Annotated in this window: 7 protein-coding genes; all 7 read right to left on the reverse strand. The window is 56.6% G+C overall.

The features are described from left to right. Positions 1-9 precede the first annotated feature (9 nt). Entirely contained in the window at positions 10-4,623 is a 4,614-nt protein-coding gene (locus tag H8K04_10615) for an SDR family NAD(P)-dependent oxidoreductase (GenBank protein ID UVT14314.1), read from the reverse strand. Then, the gene (locus H8K04_10620) at positions 4,613-5,284 is read right to left on the reverse strand and encodes a hypothetical protein (protein ID UVT14315.1); all 672 of its coding nucleotides are present in this window, start codon (positions 5,282-5,284) and stop codon (positions 4,613-4,615) included. Before H8K04_10620 ends, H8K04_10615 begins: the two co-directional genes overlap by 11 nt. A 1-nt stretch (position 5,285) precedes the next feature. After that, the gene (locus H8K04_10625) at positions 5,286-11,006 is read right to left on the reverse strand and encodes an amino acid adenylation domain-containing protein (GenBank protein UVT14316.1); all 5,721 of its coding nucleotides are present in this window, start codon (positions 11,004-11,006) and stop codon (positions 5,286-5,288) included. A gap of 462 nt (positions 11,007-11,468) precedes the next feature. Then, complete coding sequence (locus H8K04_10630) at positions 11,469-13,871, reverse strand: TonB-dependent siderophore receptor (protein ID UVT14317.1); 2,403 nt, start codon at positions 13,869-13,871, stop codon at positions 11,469-11,471. A gap of 208 nt (positions 13,872-14,079) precedes the next feature. Further along, complete coding sequence (locus tag H8K04_10635) at positions 14,080-14,358, reverse strand: FecR/PupR family sigma factor regulator (protein ID UVT14318.1); 279 nt, start codon at positions 14,356-14,358, stop codon at positions 14,080-14,082. 77 nt (positions 14,359-14,435) lie between these two features. Next, positions 14,436-15,032 (reverse strand): RNA polymerase sigma factor, encoded by a 597-nt coding sequence (locus H8K04_10640; GenBank protein UVT14319.1) that lies wholly within the window; start codon positions 15,030-15,032, stop codon positions 14,436-14,438. Positions 15,033-15,402: 370 nt separating this feature from the next. Beyond that, positions 15,403-16,632 (reverse strand): PepSY domain-containing protein, encoded by a 1,230-nt coding sequence (locus H8K04_10645; protein ID UVT14320.1) that lies wholly within the window; start codon positions 16,630-16,632, stop codon positions 15,403-15,405. Positions 16,633-17,053 lie beyond the last annotated feature (421 nt).

Genomic DNA, 17,053 nt, shown 5'->3' on the forward strand with positions numbered 1-17,053 from the left:
GCGTGTTCCTCATAACTCCGGTCTGCCTGAGACGCCAGAATTGATGGTACCCATCCGTTGAGGACGGATTTTTCTGGGAAGCGGAACAATGTCCGGTACCATCGTGATGCCGCTCTCTTGTTCGAGCCGGATTTGTGCGGAGAGTCCGGCGACCGTTGGATGCTCAAAAAACTTTTTGAGCGACACCTCCATGCCGAACATGTCCTGCACGCGGTTCAAGATCTGCAGAGCGGCCAACGATTCGCCGCCCAACGTGAAGAAGTCGTCATGCAGACCGACATGATCGACCCCGAGAATCTCTTGCCACACTAGCGTCACCGTTTCCTCGATCGTTGCGCCGACCGTCTGGTTCGCCTTGCCACCGGACACGTCACGGCTCGAGTCTCCTCTCTTGGCCGTGAAGCCAACGACCTTCGACAGCGCAGCTTCCGCGCTCTGCCTCACTAAGGAGGAACAGTCACGAACAGAAACGATCACCTGTGGTGAAGTCCATCCGTGCAGTATCCGCCCGAATACGTCTTGTGCTTCCGACGCCGCCATGCCGTCAAACTCCGAAGCTTCGATCTGCAAGGCCTTCAGCCGTGCTTCGGCCTGTACAGCCATTCCAATCTGATTCCAGCGATCGAAATTCACCGAGATGACGCGCGACCCGCGCTTTGAGAATGCGTGAGCCATCGCATCCAAGGTGGAATTGGCGGCACAATAGGCGACTTGGCCCACTCCTCCCGTCAAGGCATTCAACGAGGAACACAAGCAGATGAAATCCAGGGGTCTGTCACGCAACACATGGTCGAGGACGAGCGCTCCGGCAATCTTGGGGCTAAACTCTGCCTCCGCAGCCTCCTCGGTTTTGAGATCGATCAACCCTCCGCCCGGTACACCGGCGGCATGAATGACTCCGTGCATCTGGCCGAACCGATCCACAGCCTGTGCCAATGCCGCACGCATCTGCTCCGGATCCGCCACATCCGCCTGAATGGTGAGAATTGCGCCGCCAGCCTGTTCAAGCGTCTTCAATCGCTGCACCTGCTCCGTCGTCGGCTCCGAGCGGCCTACTAACACGAGACGTGCCATGACCGTCCGAGCTAAATAGTCCGCGAGTTGAAGACCGACTCCTCCAAGTCCGCCCGTGATGAGATACACGCCATGCGTCCGCAGCAGGGCCGGCCGTTCATTCGGATGGTCGAGCTTCATCGGCTCGAAAGACTGAATCCATCGGTGTGTTCCCCGATACGCCACGACAGGTTCATTCCGTCGATCGGTGTGTTCGGCCAGAAGTCGGGCGACCACGCTCTCTGTCAGCAGTTGCTCTCCATCCTTCGATGTTTCAAGATCGACCACACGACAGGTGAGATTGACGTATTCCTGAGGAATCACCCTGCAAGCCCCCAGAATAGGAGCGAGCTCCGGATGCAATGCTTCTTCACCGGTGACATCATGCAACCCGGATGTCAGAACGCAGATGTCGGTCGGCTCCGCTGACGTTCTGCTTCCCAAGGCCTGTGAGAGGAACAGAAGGCTGTAGAATCCTCGGTCTTGCGCGTGGCGGAAGGTTTCGACGGTTAACGAACTGTCGACGGAATGCAGATTCCAACAATGCACCACTCGTGTCGGCCACAGCCCTTGCTCACGCAAATCCTGAATCAATGTGTGGTAATCTTCACGAACCCCCGGTCGGATCGAATACATGCGTTTCGTGAGCCGTCCATATCGCTCACCGGCCGATACCGTCACAACCGGCTGACCGGCTGACTCCAATCGCTGGACAATTCGAGTCTCAGTACCCCCCTCATCGACAAAGACCAACCACGAACCGTCGTGCGCAGGCTCTGCCGGTTGACGCGCGGTCGATCGTTTCCACGACGATTCATAAAACCAGTCGCTGATATTCGGCTTCCTGGCAGGCACGGTTGTCTGGCCCGCTCCAGACAAGCGCTTGATCGGTTCTACCCAGAACCGGCGGCGTTCAAATGGATAGGTGGGCAAGGGAAGCCGCCGCGGGTGTTCGCCTTGATACAACCCTGACCAATCGATCGGCATGCCGGTTGCCCAGAGACTTCCGACCGCTTCGAGAAAACTCGAAGGTTCGGAGGCTTCCGATGATTCGTTGGGCGACGTTCTCAATGAAGCCAGTGCCATGACCGGGCGTCCGTCGATCTGACGTTGAACCAATGAACACAACGTTTGCCCCGGTCCTACCTCGAGCAGAATGCGCTCCGGTTTCCGGCACAGCGTCTCGATACCGTCGGCGAAACGGACAGTCCTTCGCAAATGATTGGTCCAGTACGACGGATCCATGGCTTGAGCGGGCATGATCCAATCGCCGGTCACGTTTGAAACCCACGGAATCGTCGGACTGTGACGCGCCACACCCGCAACTTGTGCGTTGAAGGATTCCAGCATGGGGTCCATCTGGCGCGAATGGAACGCATGGGAGGTTTGGAGTCGTACGCTCTGTATGCCTTTTCTGCTCAATGTGTCCTGCAGATTTTTGATAGCGGCCTCTGGTCCGGACAGGACACACTGCTTGGGCGCATTGACCGCCGCCAGGTCCAACTCTTCGTGCAGGAGAGCTGTTGCATCAACTTCCGTCATGGAGACCGCCAGCATCGAACCCGGTGGCATGGTTTGCATGAGACGCCCGCGAAGGGCGACCAACCGCAGCGCATCTTCGAGCGAGAAGACACCGGACAGACAGGCGGCCACATACTCCCCGACACTGTGTCCAATCATGCCTTGAGGATGCACACCGAGGCTCATCCAGAGTTTGGCAAGCGCATACTCCAGCACGAATAAGGCCGGTTGCGTAAAGGCAGTACGGTTGAGTCTGTCCGGATCCTCCGAATACTCGTCAAACAGAATCGACTTGATATCCATCCCGATGTGGGAACTGAGAATGGCTCCGCATCGGTCTACCTGTTCGCGGAAGGTCGGTTGCTGGGCATAGAGGCCGCGGCCCATCTTGCGATACTGGGCACCCTGCCCTGAAAACAAAAACACCACCGGCCTTGGTTCGCCGGCCTGACAACTCGCGTTCTTGGAATCCGGCCGGCTCAATATGCGCACCGCCGCTTCGACGTTGTCGGCTACGGCCCATCGGCGATACGGAAATGCCCTCCGGCCGGTCTGCAATGTATAGGCGACATTCTCCAACTCGGTTTCAGGGTGTTGCCGGAGATGGGCGGCCATGCGGACCGCCATCTCGTTCAGTGCCGAGTCGGATTTGGCGGACAGGGTGATGAGTCGCTGGCGTCTCTCGACACGATGAGAATCGCGTTCGACAGACGGTGCTTCCTCCATGACCACATGCGCATTGGTGCCGCCGAGGCCAAATGAACTGACACCGGCACGCCGAGGGCCGTCGTGCGCATTCCAGTCAGTCAATTTCGTATTGACATAAAATGGAGTCTTGGCAAAATCGATTTCCGGGTTCTGGGAAGAAAAGTGCAGGCTGGGAGGAATCTGTTTGTGCGACAGGGCGAGGGCTGCCTTGATCAGCCCTGCGATCCCTGCCGCTGCATCGAGGTGCCCGATGTTGGTCTTCACTGATCCGATGGCACAGAAGCCGTTTCGGTCCGTGCCGGTGCGAAATGCCCGGGTGAGCGCCGCCACTTCAATCGGATCGCCCATGGGGGTCCCGGTACCGTGTGCCTCGACATATCGTATCGATTCCGGCTCAACCCTGGCGGCTACATGCGCCGCTCGGATCACCTTGGCCTGCCCTTCAACTCGCGGGGCGGTGTACCCGACCTTATGCGCTCCATCGTTATTGATCGCGGTCCCCTTGATCACCGCCAAAATATGGTCGCCGTCGATTCGCGCCTCTTCCAATCGCTTCAAGAGTACGATTCCCACTCCGCTTCCTCCGACCGTTCCGCGCGCATCCGCATCGAAGGCCCGACAGTGTCCATCGGGAGAGGCAATTCCGCTCTTCTGATAGAGATAGCCGACCTTTTGCGGCACATTGACGGAGATACCTCCCGCCAGAGCCATGTCGCATTCACCTGCGAGCAACCCCTGACAGGCCAGGTGGACGGCGACCAGGGAAGTGGAACAGGCGGTCTGGACCGCGATGCTTGGCCCTTCCAGATTCAATTTGTAGGACACGCGGGTGGGCAGCGAATCCTTCTCCACGCCAAGCAGTCCCGCCATATCGGAGGCCGACTGCAATAGGACGCCCTCAGGAAAAAGATTGAACAGGTAGCCACTGGTGCTGGAGCCCGCATACACGCCGATCGCTCCGTGGAACCGTTCCGGGTCATATCCCGCATGCTCGAACGTCTCCCACGCGCATTCGAGAAACAGCCGATGCTGCGGATCCATCAGCTCGGCCTCTTTGGGTGTCACGCCGAAGAACTCGGCATCGAAGAGATCGATCCCTTCGATGATGCCTCGCATGCGGACATAGTTCGGATCATGACGCAGGCGTTCCTGAACGCCTGCGGATCGCAAATCCTCCTCGCTGAGAGCAGCAATCGATTCGACTCCGTCGCGCAGATTGGTCCAAAATGCCGTGCTGTTTTGGCTGCCGGGGAAGCGACAGGCCAACCCGATCACGGCAATGTCCAATCCATCGTGCTCGCTGGTCTGCTCGCCGTCGTTTCGATCCATCTCAGATGCCACGTGTCATCGTCCGTCGTTGTTCGCGCTGCCGCTTCAACCGTTGCGCACCCGCAACATGCCGTTCCTTCACCTGTTGTGTCTGTTCGACTTGACCCAACGAATCACGATTTTCTCTGAGAGCACCCTCACCGGCGACATGGGCGGCAAGCGTCTGCACGGTGGGATACTGAAACAAATCCATCATCACCAAGGGTCGTGTGCCCAGTGAACGAACTCGGGTCAACACTTTGCCCAGGAGAAGGGAATGTCCTCCCAGATCAAAAAAATTGTCGTGTCGGCCGACTGACTGGAGACCGAGAACTTCTTTCCAAATTTCCGCAATGGCCCGTTCGGTATCGGTCTGCAGCGGCATCGATGCCGCTGCCGTTTTCTGAATCCGTCCGGTCAGTCCCTTCAGAGCCTGACGATCCACCTTTCCACGTGACGTGAGCGGAAAGGCATCCACGAATACCCACGCAGTGGGAATCATGTACCCGGGCAGACGTTCGGCAAGGAAACTCCGAAGTTCATGCGCGGTCGTGTCGGTGTCGATCCGAGGAACGACGCAGCCCACCAATCGTGACTCCCCAAATCGCACACCCGCCGGCTTCCCCAAACGGTGGAGAAGGAGTTGCCGCTGCGGGTCGGTCAGCTGATGGATTCGTTGGATACACTCCGCCATTTCATTTCACCGCCTTCACAACGGCCATCGAATCCGCCCACCAATAGTGGCAGTCCTCAGGCGGTCGCAGCGATCGCACGACGCTGAGCGTGAACGAACTAAAATGCTTGAACAGGAATCGCTGGTGCCGCCGGCTGAAGGAATCGATCTCATTCGTGTAGTAGGTCAAGACGCCGCCGGGTCGAAGAAGTTTGGCCGCCGCGGGAATGAATGACTCGGCAAAGGTGATGCTGTTGACGACCGACTCCTCGAACTCCGCTTCACTGGCGGGATACGCATCGAAGAAGACGCTGTCGAACTCCGAAAGCCCTTCCACAACGTCCTGCCAGCGCCCCCGCACCAATCGGATGTCACGATCGGGAAAGCGACTTCGCCACTGTTCAAAGGCGGTCATAACTTCCTGATTGAACTCGATGATCGTATGCGACTTGGGGCGCCTTTCTTGGATAAAAGAAGCCGAGATTCCCATTCCGAATCCGACTTCGAGCACCTCCCCGCCCGATTCCGTCGCGATGTCGGCCATCGCCTTCATCAGCGGCGTTTCCCAGTCCTGCATGACCTGCTGTCCCTCGATGATCAACTCCGTTGCCTTGTATTCCGCCTGGCTTTCCGACCAGGTTCGTTCGATATCGATTCGATCCGAACCGGACACGAAGCGCTTGGCAATGTCGTCGAGTTGGATCAGATCATCCGAGAATTCATCGAGCGCGCGGCGCACAAGCCAATTGCGCTGATTCTTGCGTGGAGGGTTCAGGAACTCTTCCTTGTTGATCTTGAGATAGCAATCGAACTCGGATCTTCTTTGGATCACAGTTTTCCTCCGCGCCTCAGTATCTGTCTCCAGGTCGTACACCCATTGCGCCTCGACCGCCGTCAATGACTCCACCTCTTTCAAGACTCTGTTCTGTTCTTCGTCCGTCAGTGCATCCATGACCGCCGTCCAGTCCGGCTGATCGCTCGATTCCCACAGCACCCGCGCATCCTTCACAGCCGGATGTCGCTTCATCCAAAACTCAATTTCGGCCGGTTCCACCCGGAACCCCCGAATCTTTATCTGGTCATCGTATCGCCCAAGAAATTCCACATTGCCGTCCGCCATCCGCCGCACCCTGTCTCCCGTCCGATACAAGCGAGCGCCAGGTTCTCGACTGAAACAGTGCGGGACAAACTGTTCGGCAGTCCGGGCCGGTTGGCGATGGTACCCTCTGGCTAAGCCCGTCCCGCCGATATAGAGCTCTCCGGCTACTCCGATCGGAACCGGCTGCAACGCCGGGTCGAGGACATAAAGTTGGACGTTCGCGATGGGTCGGCCGATCGGCACGGTGGATGCCGAGATCCAATCCTTCTGTCGTTCCGGCACGAAATAGCTCGCCGTGATCGTCGTTTCGGTCGGTCCATACGAGTTGCACCACGCCATGCGCTCACCGGCAAGCCGCTGCCATCGAACCAGACTATCCGGCAAGGCCTTCTCACTTCCGACGATCACCAAGCGGAGCGCGCTCGGAAGAGCGGATTTGCTTTGCTCAATCGCTTCAATCCATTCGGCCCAGTATGGCGTCGGCAAATTCACCACGGTGAGACTATGGTCCTTGATGAACTGCTGGAAATCCGAAAATTCCGGAACCGGCTCGTTGGGTCGTAACACCACCGTCGCCCCAGCCGCCCAAGTGGGGAAGCACTCTTCAGCCGCGACATCGAAGCTGATCGAGGCGAATTGCAGCACACGATCGGCCGGCTGAAGACCATAATGCTTCGCCATGGCTGTGCTGTGATTGACCAATGCGCGGTGTGAGACTTCGATGCCCTTCGGTTCGCCTGTCGTACCGGAGGTGTACAGAATATATGCCAGGTTCTCCGGGGTGGTACGCCACCGGGAATCGATCTCGGGCAAGGCGGCAATGGACGGCCACGTCTCATCCAGGGCGATGATCGGAACTGTCCGGTTTTGAAAGGTTTCGACAAATTGCTTTTGCGTGAGGACCAACTGCGCTCCGCTGTCTTCGATCATGAAACCGAGTCGTTCCTGGGGATACAGCGGATCTATCGGCACATAAGCCGCTCCCGTTTTCAGAACCCCCAGCAACGCCGTCACCATCTCCAGCGAACGTTCCATACAAATGGCCACGCGGCTTTCCATCGTGATGCCCTGCAGACTGAGATAGTGGGCGAGTTTGTTGGCTCGCTCGTTGAGAAGCCGGTAGCTGTACGACGTGCCGTTCCACACCATCGCCACAGCATCCGGGGAGAGCAGTGCTTGCTCTTCGAAGAGGTGATGGAGGCAGCTCTCACGCGGATAGGACGCGGCCGTCTCGTTCCAATCCAACAGCAGTTGCTTGCTCTCATCTTTGGAAAGCATCGTGAATTCGCTTACGCGGGCTTCGGGGTTCAGCACGATCTGCTTCAGGAGTTCCTGAAAATGCCCGGCCATGCGCGCAATGGTTTCCCCGGCAAACAGATCGGTGCTGTACTCAAACACCGCCTCCAACGTTCCGTCTCCCATCGCAACTAACTCAAGGGTGAGGTCGAAGACGGATGTATGTGTGCTTGCCTTGATCCGACGGACATCCAGATCGTCCAGCCGGCAGAGATCGGGCTGCTCATCTTCCAAAATCAACATGACCTGATACAGCGGGGTATGGCTGAGACTGCGCGGCACGTGCAGCGCATCGACCAACCGCTCGAACGGAAAGTCTTGGTTGGCCTGCGCGCCGAGCACGGTCTTCCGAACCTGCGCCAGCAACTCGAGAAAGGAAGGATTCCCGGACAGGTCGACGCGCAACGCGACGGTGTTGACGAAGCAGCCGATGATCGATTCGCATCCAGGCTGTGATCGGTTGGCCACGGGCGTGCCGACACAAAAGTCGGACTGTCCGCTATGGCGAGCCAACAGCACGTTGAACGCAGCCAGAACGGTCATGAATAGCGTCGCCTGCCGGCTGCGGCCAAGCGCTTGGAGCCGCCGTCCCATCTCTGCGCCTAGAGTCCACGCATATCGCGCCCCCTTTTGCCCTTGGACTGAGGGACGCGGGAAATCATAGGGCAGTGTCAGTACATGCGGTACGGATTCCAGCTGTTGGCGCCAATACGTCTCTTGCCGTTTCCACTCTTGGCTGTCCACACATTCACGTTGATCGAGAACCGTATCCAAGTACTGTTTCGGCACTGCGGGCAACGGAGATTCAAGCCCGTGTTTGAATGCTCGATACAACCGCCTCAATTCCAGACCAAGAATGCGCATCGACCAGCCGTCGGCGACGATGTGATGGATCGTGAGCGACAGGACATGCTCTGTTTGACTCAGCCGAATAAGCCGCACACGCATCAAAGGGCCCGCCGCCAGATCAAACGGCTGACGGGACTCCTTCGACGTCAACAGCCGGATTTCTTCTTCCTGAATCGGCTCGGACATCCCCATGAGATCCTCAACCGGCAGCAAAAGATCCAGATGCGGAGTGATACTCTGGAACGGTTGGCCGTGAAGGATGGTGAATCTTGCGCGAAGGATCTCGTGACGCTGCATAATTTCAGCGAGCGCTCGCTGCAGCAGGACAAGGTCGAGCGCTCCTTTGATCCTCAGGGCGACAGGAATGTTGTTGAACGAGCTACCCGGCGAAAGCTGATCGAGAAACCAGAATCGTTCCTGCGAAAACGACAACGGAACGACGTCCTGCCGACTCACAGGCTTCTGGAGTCTTTCCACTACGGAGGGAGCTGGTCGATATTCCGGCTTGATGAGTCCAGCCAGCCCCGCTACCGTCGGGGCATCGAAGAGAGATTCGAGAGGAAGGTCAATCCCATAAATATCTTTCAACCTGGCCAGTACTTGCGCGCCACGCAGAGAATCTCCGCCTAGTTCGAAGAAATTGTCGTGAGGACCGATGTGAGTACGGTCGAGCACCTGCGCCCAGATTTCGGCCACCGTCTCGGTGATACCGTCGCCGATGTCAGTCTCGACAGGATCGCCCCATGCATCCCTCCCTTTCTCCTGAAATGTGGTTCGAATGGACTCCAGTTCTTGCGCAACGAATTTGGCCTTGCACAGATGCCGCTGAACTTTTCCACTCGAAGTCTTGGGGAGAGTTCCTGGCTTGATCAGCACGACCGCGTGCACTCGCACTTCATGATACTCCGCGATGGCTCGGCTGATTCCCGCAGTCACATGGTCGAGGTCGAGGGTGGGACCACTGGCAATTTCCTGCACGACGACCAACTGTTCTTCATCGTCGACCGGGATGGAGAATGCCGCACCGCAGTTTGGCCTGAGAGACGGATGGCTTTCTTGCGCCGTCGTCTCGATGTCGTGCGGGTAATAATTTCTGCCGCGGATAATGATCAGATCCTTCAATCTTCCAACCACGAACAGTTCATCGTTCTGCATCACTCCGAGATCGCCCGTTCGAAGAAAAGGACCTTCCCCTGTATCCGCCGTCATAGCCGAGAATGTGATCGCTGTGACGTCGGGACGCTTCCAGTACCCCTGCGCCACACTCGCACCTTTCACCCAGATTTCCCCGACCTGACCGCGTGCCCGACGCGACCGCGTGTCCGGATCGACGATGACAAGTTGCTGATCTGCGCCGGTTCGCCCACATCCGACCAACCGGTGAGCGGAGCCGACGGCCTGGAGCGCTTCGATCATTTCTCCTCTGTCCATCGCGGGTTTCTCAACGGCCTTGAGCACAGGGGAAGCGCCGGGTTCGCCTCCGGCCACGAATAATGTCGCTTCGGCCAACCCATAGCAGGGATAAAAGGCCTCCCGTTTGAAGCCGCATGGACCGAACGTGTCCGAGAATCGATCCAGCGTCCTTGCGTGAATCGGTTCAGCTCCATTGAACGCCACCGACCACGAGCTCAGATCAAGTGATTCTCGTTCTTTCGAAGAAATCTGGCGGACGCAAAGGTCATAGGCGAAATTCGGAGCGCCGCTCGTCGTCGCACGATATCGGGAAATGGCGGACAACCAACGAAACGGCTTCTGCATGAAATGAACGGGCGACATCAGTACACAGGGCCGGCCGAGATAGAGCGGCTGCAGCACGTTCCCGATCAGTCCCATATCGTGATAAAGCGGAAGCCACCCAAGAACCGTCGTCTCTTCATTGTGGCCGAATGCCTCGCGAATCATGCGCTGGTTGTGCAACAGATTCTCATGACTCACCATGACCCCTTTCGGCGATCCGGTCGAACCCGAGGTGTACTGGAGAAAGGCGAGTGTCTGCGGAGTCAACGCGGGAGACTCCCACGTATTCTCGACGCCCTCGGGCGGAGCATCGGTCTCGATCCATTGCACCTTCGAGAATTCGTCCAGCGTGGAATCTTGGCGGGACAGTCGATCGATGCCGGCGCGGGTCTTCGTGGTCGTCAAAGCGACCGTGGCGCCTGAGTCTGTGAGTACGGCTTGCAGTCTCCTCAGCGTGCGCTTCCGCAGCGGAGGATACGCCGGTACGGCAACCACTCCTGCATACAAGCAACCGAAGAATGCCGCGATATAGTCCAGACCCGGCGGATACAAGAGGATCGCCCGCTCACCCTGGGCTCCCAACGATTGAAGCCAGGCGGCAATTGCGCGCGCCCGGCGATCCAATTCTCCATAGGTCATCTCGCAGACTTCCGACTCTCCATCCGCCAAGAATCTATAGGCTAATCGATCAGTGAACTGGCCCGCTCGTTCACGAGCGAGATCGACGAGTGTCGCGATGTGCTTATGCTCATCTGAGGTCAATGGAGTCATCCTCAAGCGTTAGAGACACCAGGAGCGTGAGATGACGGCTACGATTCATCCCGAACGCAGGAACCTTTGTAGTGTTTTCCTTGCCTCAGCCGGTGAGCTCGAAGGCCATCTGCATCGAAGGGATCAAGACTCGCGCGGTAGCAGAACCGCGTCCCTTCTCTGGGGACTGAAGCACTCTTTTCTACTTAGACGGAACACGAAGTATTTCCCTCACCCTAGCTTCATGACTTTTTACCGGCAGGACCGTCCCCAATAGCCAAACATCGTACGATGTTCGGCACAGTGCGCCCATCGGTATCTTTTCTGTTGAAAGATAAACGAAGACAGCTTGCTTTGGAGAGGGCACTGCGCCACGGTCGTTGGGGACGTGGTGAGCTTTCACGAGTCGGGCACCATTTGAACTATGATGGAGTTTCTAATAACACTCCATCATAGTTCAAACGATTGACTGGATTACTGGAACTCCAACTTCAGAGAGCCGATCATGGTGAAGGCTGCTCCGGGATCGACGACCTCTCTGATGTTAAGCGTGCCCGCAAAGTACCGCTGATCGAGGACATTGGTGAAGTTCACGGCAGCAAGCAAATTCGTTCGAGTAAATACTTCCGGCCTTCGGTAGTACACGGCGGCATCCATACGGACATATCCTGCAAGCTCGAACTGCTGACAGTCGCCCGGAGTTTGGCATTGGAATATCCCATTGCGCTTGCCCTGCGCGTACATGCCAAGTCCACCTCCGAGCCCTCTCAATGGCCCATCCTGGATAAAATAGGTCGTCCAGAGGCTACCTTGATTCAACGCAGTATTGGGGACTCGGCTTCCTGTAAGGAAGGAATTATCCGCAGTGACCCGTGTGTCGATATAGGCGTAATTGGCAATAACATCCCAGCCGGGTAAAATTCGTCCCGCTACATCGAACTCGATGCCTTCACTGCGCTGTTCACCTGTCGCCACGGAAAACGCGAAACCGTTTATTGGATCGGTTGTCAAGACATTCTTCTTCTTGATGTGAAAGGCGGCTATTTTTGCGCGCAAGCGGTTCTCAAAGAATTGGAATTTGACACCGCCCTCATACGCTTTGCCGCGCTCCGGTTCAAACAGCGTTCCGTCAAAGCTCCTGGTTCCCCCTGTTTGAGGCGCAAACGACTCCGTATAGTTGGCAAAAAGGGCGACGGGCTTCCACGGCTGATAGGTCACACCGACAGACGGACTGAATGCCGTTTTCGTTTGGCTGTCCTCCGTCTGAATCGGATCAAAATCATTGGGACGATTAGTCAGATGCTGCTTAAAGTAATCAAATCGCCCGCCACCATGTACATGGAGATTCTCGAGAAGACTTACATGATTCCCAAAATAGACGCCCAGAATATTGTTCACAGTTTTCGTGTCGCTTGATTTGAGCAGCGGGGTATTCAAAAACAACTTGTCGGCTGGATTGAAAATATTTATGAAGCTGAAAGGGACGACACCTGGATTGGAGGTGTCTCCGCCAAAATCGCTCGATACTGAAGCGACATCAACTTCGCGCCCCAGTTCCACCCCGATGATGGTCTTATGCTTGATCGGACCAGTGGAAAACTTGCCGTGCAATTCATTCTGCAAGTAGTGACTTTGCGTGATCGTCGGGATAACAAACTGCGCCACATTCAGGATTCCCGCGTTTTCGTCTCCGACAAAGAACCACGATTCACGGCTGGAGTATCGTGTGCGGCTTACAGCCGATCGAAATGCGGTTCGCCAGGTGAACAGATCATTGAACTCGTGTAACAGGGTGATGGTCGCTTTTCCATGGTTGGTTTCATTTTTCCGTGTCGGGTCGCCGAGGAAGCGGCTGATCGGGATGGACGCGACTCCGCCGCCGATTGCTACTAATCCACGGTCGATTGGGGCACGAGTGTAGAGATATTCGCCTTCGACACGCAACGTGGTCCTAGGCCCGATTTCCCAGCCGATCGTCGGCGCCAAGAATGTCCGTGTCGATTCGACGCCATCTCGGTAGCTGCCGGCAGATTCGAACATGCCGTTAAACCGAAACGTCAGAGTCTTACTGGCATTCAGTGGTCCGCCGATATCAAACTGTGGACGATAAAGACCGTAACTCCCGATGAGCATTTCCGCCGAATAGTAGTGATTACGCAGCGGTGCCTTTGTGATTTGGTTGATAATGCCGCCTGGATCAGACCGGCCGTATAAATACGACGGTGGGCCCTTTACAACTTCAATGCGTTCCAGATTGATCACATCTCGCTGTGTTCGTGTTCCAAATACGTCGTCGTCACGAAAGCCGTTCTTAAAGATGTTCAGGCCCGATGCAAATCCACGGATCATGACCTGGCCGCTTTGGCCACCCTGATTGTTGGATTGCGACACCCCGCTCACATTTCGCAGGGCCTCACTGAACCGAATCACTTTTTGATCCTCCAGCACCTGCTGCGTCACCACATCAATGGAACGAGGGGTGTCGTGGATAGGTACCGGTATTCTCATCGCGCTCCCCGACTCATCAACGGTATAGGAGTCTTTCCTTTCGCGTGCCTCTTTCACCACAATTTCAGGCACCTTGACCGGCTTCGGAGCTTCGGTTTCTATTTGCTCACGCGCCGGCTCAGCCGACGTCGCCTCAATCTCCCTGTTCGACGGTTGAGTAGTACTTGGCATCCCGGCACCCGAGCCGGGAGCGGCTTTTGTGCCTGAGGGCACGTCTTCTTGCGCGAAGATGTTGTCGGTTACTGCAGCAACGAGCGTAACAATCAAAAAACCTAGTCGTAGACTCGGCAACCACGCATGAAGCCATCGCGTGTTGTCTTCTTGGGATCGTGAAGCATGCTCGTTGTCGCCCAATTCTCTTCGTTCCATTCCAGATCGGCGCCTCCTGTTTAATTCCCGCTCACATCCTCCTGTAGACGGAAGACGACACGCTTTTCCTCACCTGCCTTCGAAGCGAAACCACGGTTGGAAAAGGATGAGAAGGGATGCAGGAAGCGATCAGCCATACCGGCCGGATCAAATAGCCTCAGTCAGAACAAACACGACGTTTGCGCTCATCACGGCCGGGCGTCGACCATCATCGACGCGACCCTGTCTTCATATTGCATGAGATCGGTTCCGGTTCAGCCGCAGTGGCGGCAGCCGCGCGCAGCTCGGAACTGTTCCATATGGCCAAGATCTTTCCGAACATGAGGGCATGCGCAGGACTCTGCGCGTGCCAAACGTCGAACGTTCGACGGTCCTCCTGCGAAATCTGCTCATTATGCAACCGGATGACCCAGGCGACGGCTTCATTTCGGAGCCGGACTTGTCTCTCAGATAGGAACATATCGCCGGATTCGCCTGTGCACTGCATGGGTCGCCTTCGTCGGCCGGATGGCTCGACGAAGCCTTAGACCGCCTACAGTGTGACGAATCGGCGGACCAACTTCCTCACTCGGCGTTGTCTACCGCCTTGAGCGCTTCACTGCTCCGGTCCAGCGCACGCATCAGCAACTTCTCCACACCGCTTTCAGAGATGTTCATACGCGTGGCGATCTCCTTGTAGGAGTACCCATGCACTCGACAGAGCAGAAATGCTTCACGCGTCCGGGAAGGGAGATGTTCGATGGCTTGAAGGAATATTCGAAACCGTTGCTTGCTGAATAGTTCTCGCTCAGGCGAAGGAGCCTGACAGGGCACCGCCATCGCGGTATCCAGACAATCGAGTGCTTGAACACTGTGCTTTTCTTTTCGTATGTGGTCGATCGCCAAATTGGCGGCAATCCGATGGAGCAGCGCGCGCGGTTGTTCCACGACATGCCGGTCTCCTAATCGGAGCAGCCGCACATAGGTATCTTGCACAAGATCGGCGGCCGTCTCACGGGACTTCACCATGCCGATAAGCCGGCGTGTGAGCTCTTCACGGTACTGATGAAACAAGGTCGCAATCTGCCCATACGTCAAAGCAATTGGAGTACCCACAAAACCACCGGCATCGTGCGATACCGCCGGCTCTGCTCCAACAAGATTCAAGAATTGGGTCGTCATCGCATATCTCCTCAAAATGGAATCGGCACAACAAAAAAGCCCAAGGCGTCCTATGACACCTTGGGCTCCGGTCTTAACGACCTCTGGCCTCGTTTTAGCGGCGACTACCGATCACGCTGATTTGTGTAACGGCCCCTGCAACACAAGCACAACAGTGTTGCGCTCAAGCTCAGTATTGATAGGAGTTCTCAATATCAGTATAGAGGACCGCTTGTCAACCCCTTATTTGAGTATCAGGTGAAACTGTACGGAAGAAGCGTATTACTGGTAACGAGGGCTCTCACGTGCTGGGGACATCACCGTTCATGTCGGCGCTTTGACATCGAGCAAGTGACACATGCGGAACGCTCGCCGTTATACCTATTTTGCTTTAGAATGCCTGCTTCCGGTGGGCCTGCCGCTTGAGCCACCACATGCGCATCGCGGTGACGTAGAGGAGGAGTGGGATAAATCCAGCGAAGAAGACGATCCATCGTCCGGTAAGGCCGAAAGCTTCACCATTGTGCAGAGGGAACAGCCAGGCAAGGAAGGTTTCTCCGCCGGTGAACCGGTTCCAATCGTGAACGCGAAGCACTTGACCGCTATATTGGTCCAACCATACTTGGCTTTGGCCGCTCGACTCTCGGACTTCGCCCGGCTGGTGTAACACGACGGAATAGACCCCTTGTTCCTGTTGAGGCAAGCCGAGGTACCGTACCTCTCCAACAGGGAACACCTGCCTTGCGAGCGCGATCGCCTGCTCGGGTGACAGAATCTGTGCTCCCGGTTCACGAAGAGAACGCACCTCGTTCTCTTCGGGGAAATCTTGGACGGGAGAAAACAACTGGACGATGGGAACAACATAGTTGCCGAATTCAAGATAGATTCCGGTGAAGGCAAGCATTCCCAGGATGAGCGCTCCATAGAAGCCGGTGAGTCGATGCCACTCGTACTGACGACGGATGACACTTCCGCTTGGCGTGAAGGTCACTGCCTGGCGGAGCCTGCCCGGGCGCGGCCACCAGAGGTACAACCCGGTACCGATCGAGACAAGCAGGAAGATGGCGGCAAACCCCAAGATCGTTTCGCCGATTGTGTCGATCAGCAACGACTGGTGCAGCTCATAGATGAAAGACACGGCGTACGCGCCCCACTCGCGGTTCTTGGTCAGCATAGATCCCGTGTAGGGATCGATGGTGACCTGAATCCACCGCATCTTGTCGGCACTGCCGGTCTGTATCTTATGCCAGGCGATGAAGACGCCCTTCCGGTGCGACGGCCATTCGACCCCGTCCAGCACAGCACCCGGTGGACCGGCTGCCTGAGCCGTCAATACGATTTCATTCACCGGCCGAAAGGGACCCGCCCCGTTCGTCGTGACCTGCGCCGGATTCAACCACTCATCGATCGTCTTATAGAAAACCAGGAAGCTGCCGGTGAGGCTCATCAAGACAAAGAGCCCACCGCCGAACAACCCAATGTAGAGATGAAGCTTGAGCCAGAACTTTCTGAGTCTGAAGCGATGCGGAGTTATCGGTGGTAGAGAGGACGTTTCATGGAGGTCCGAATCATTCGTCGACGCCGACTGGGGCAGATGAGGATCGAGCGCATCGGTGGTCATGGCAGTCGTTTGGTAGACGTGACAATAGGTTGGGCCTGCGATTGAACAGACCCATACATTTATTATGACGTACCAGCGACGCTTGACCTCACCTCGAATTGGTTGGGTGCGCCTCACACATTCCGTGTTGCCGGCAGGCAACGCAGGATCGTCTCGACACAGCGCCCAGACGGAAGACTTCTTCACCCAGCGTCAGCTGTCCGGGATCGGCACGACATCTCACGACATCTATTGAGCAAGCAGCCGCTCGTTGTCGCTACGGTATGCCCAGACCTCTGTCAACGGTTGCGACTGGGGCGTTCTCCTTCGTGTTCGACCATACCCACATCACCGCCGTAGTTCCGACCAGAATGGCTATCGCAGTCACCAAACTGACAAACACGGGGAGATCGTCCTGGGATCGATGATATCGTCTCGTCAT

Source organism: Nitrospira sp. (genome assembly GCA_024760525.1).
GTDB lineage: Bacteria > Nitrospirota > Nitrospiria > Nitrospirales > Nitrospiraceae > Nitrospira_D.

Excerpts from the sequence above, each read along its gene's own strand:
- H8K04_10635 (UVT14318.1), bottom strand. The coding sequence starts at position 14,358 with ATGCAGTGCACAGGCGAATCCGGCGATATGTTCCTATCTGAGAGACAA.
- H8K04_10630 (UVT14317.1), bottom strand. The coding sequence starts at position 13,871 with ATGGAACGAAGAGAATTGGGCGACAACGAGCATGCTTCACGATCCCAA.
- H8K04_10645 (UVT14320.1), bottom strand. The coding sequence starts at position 16,632 with ATGACCACCGATGCGCTCGATCCTCATCTGCCCCAGTCGGCGTCGACG.
- H8K04_10640 (UVT14319.1), bottom strand. The coding sequence starts at position 15,032 with ATGACGACCCAATTCTTGAATCTTGTTGGAGCAGAGCCGGCGGTATCG.
- H8K04_10620 (UVT14315.1), bottom strand. The coding sequence starts at position 5,284 with ATGGCGGAGTGTATCCAACGAATCCATCAGCTGACCGACCCGCAGCGG.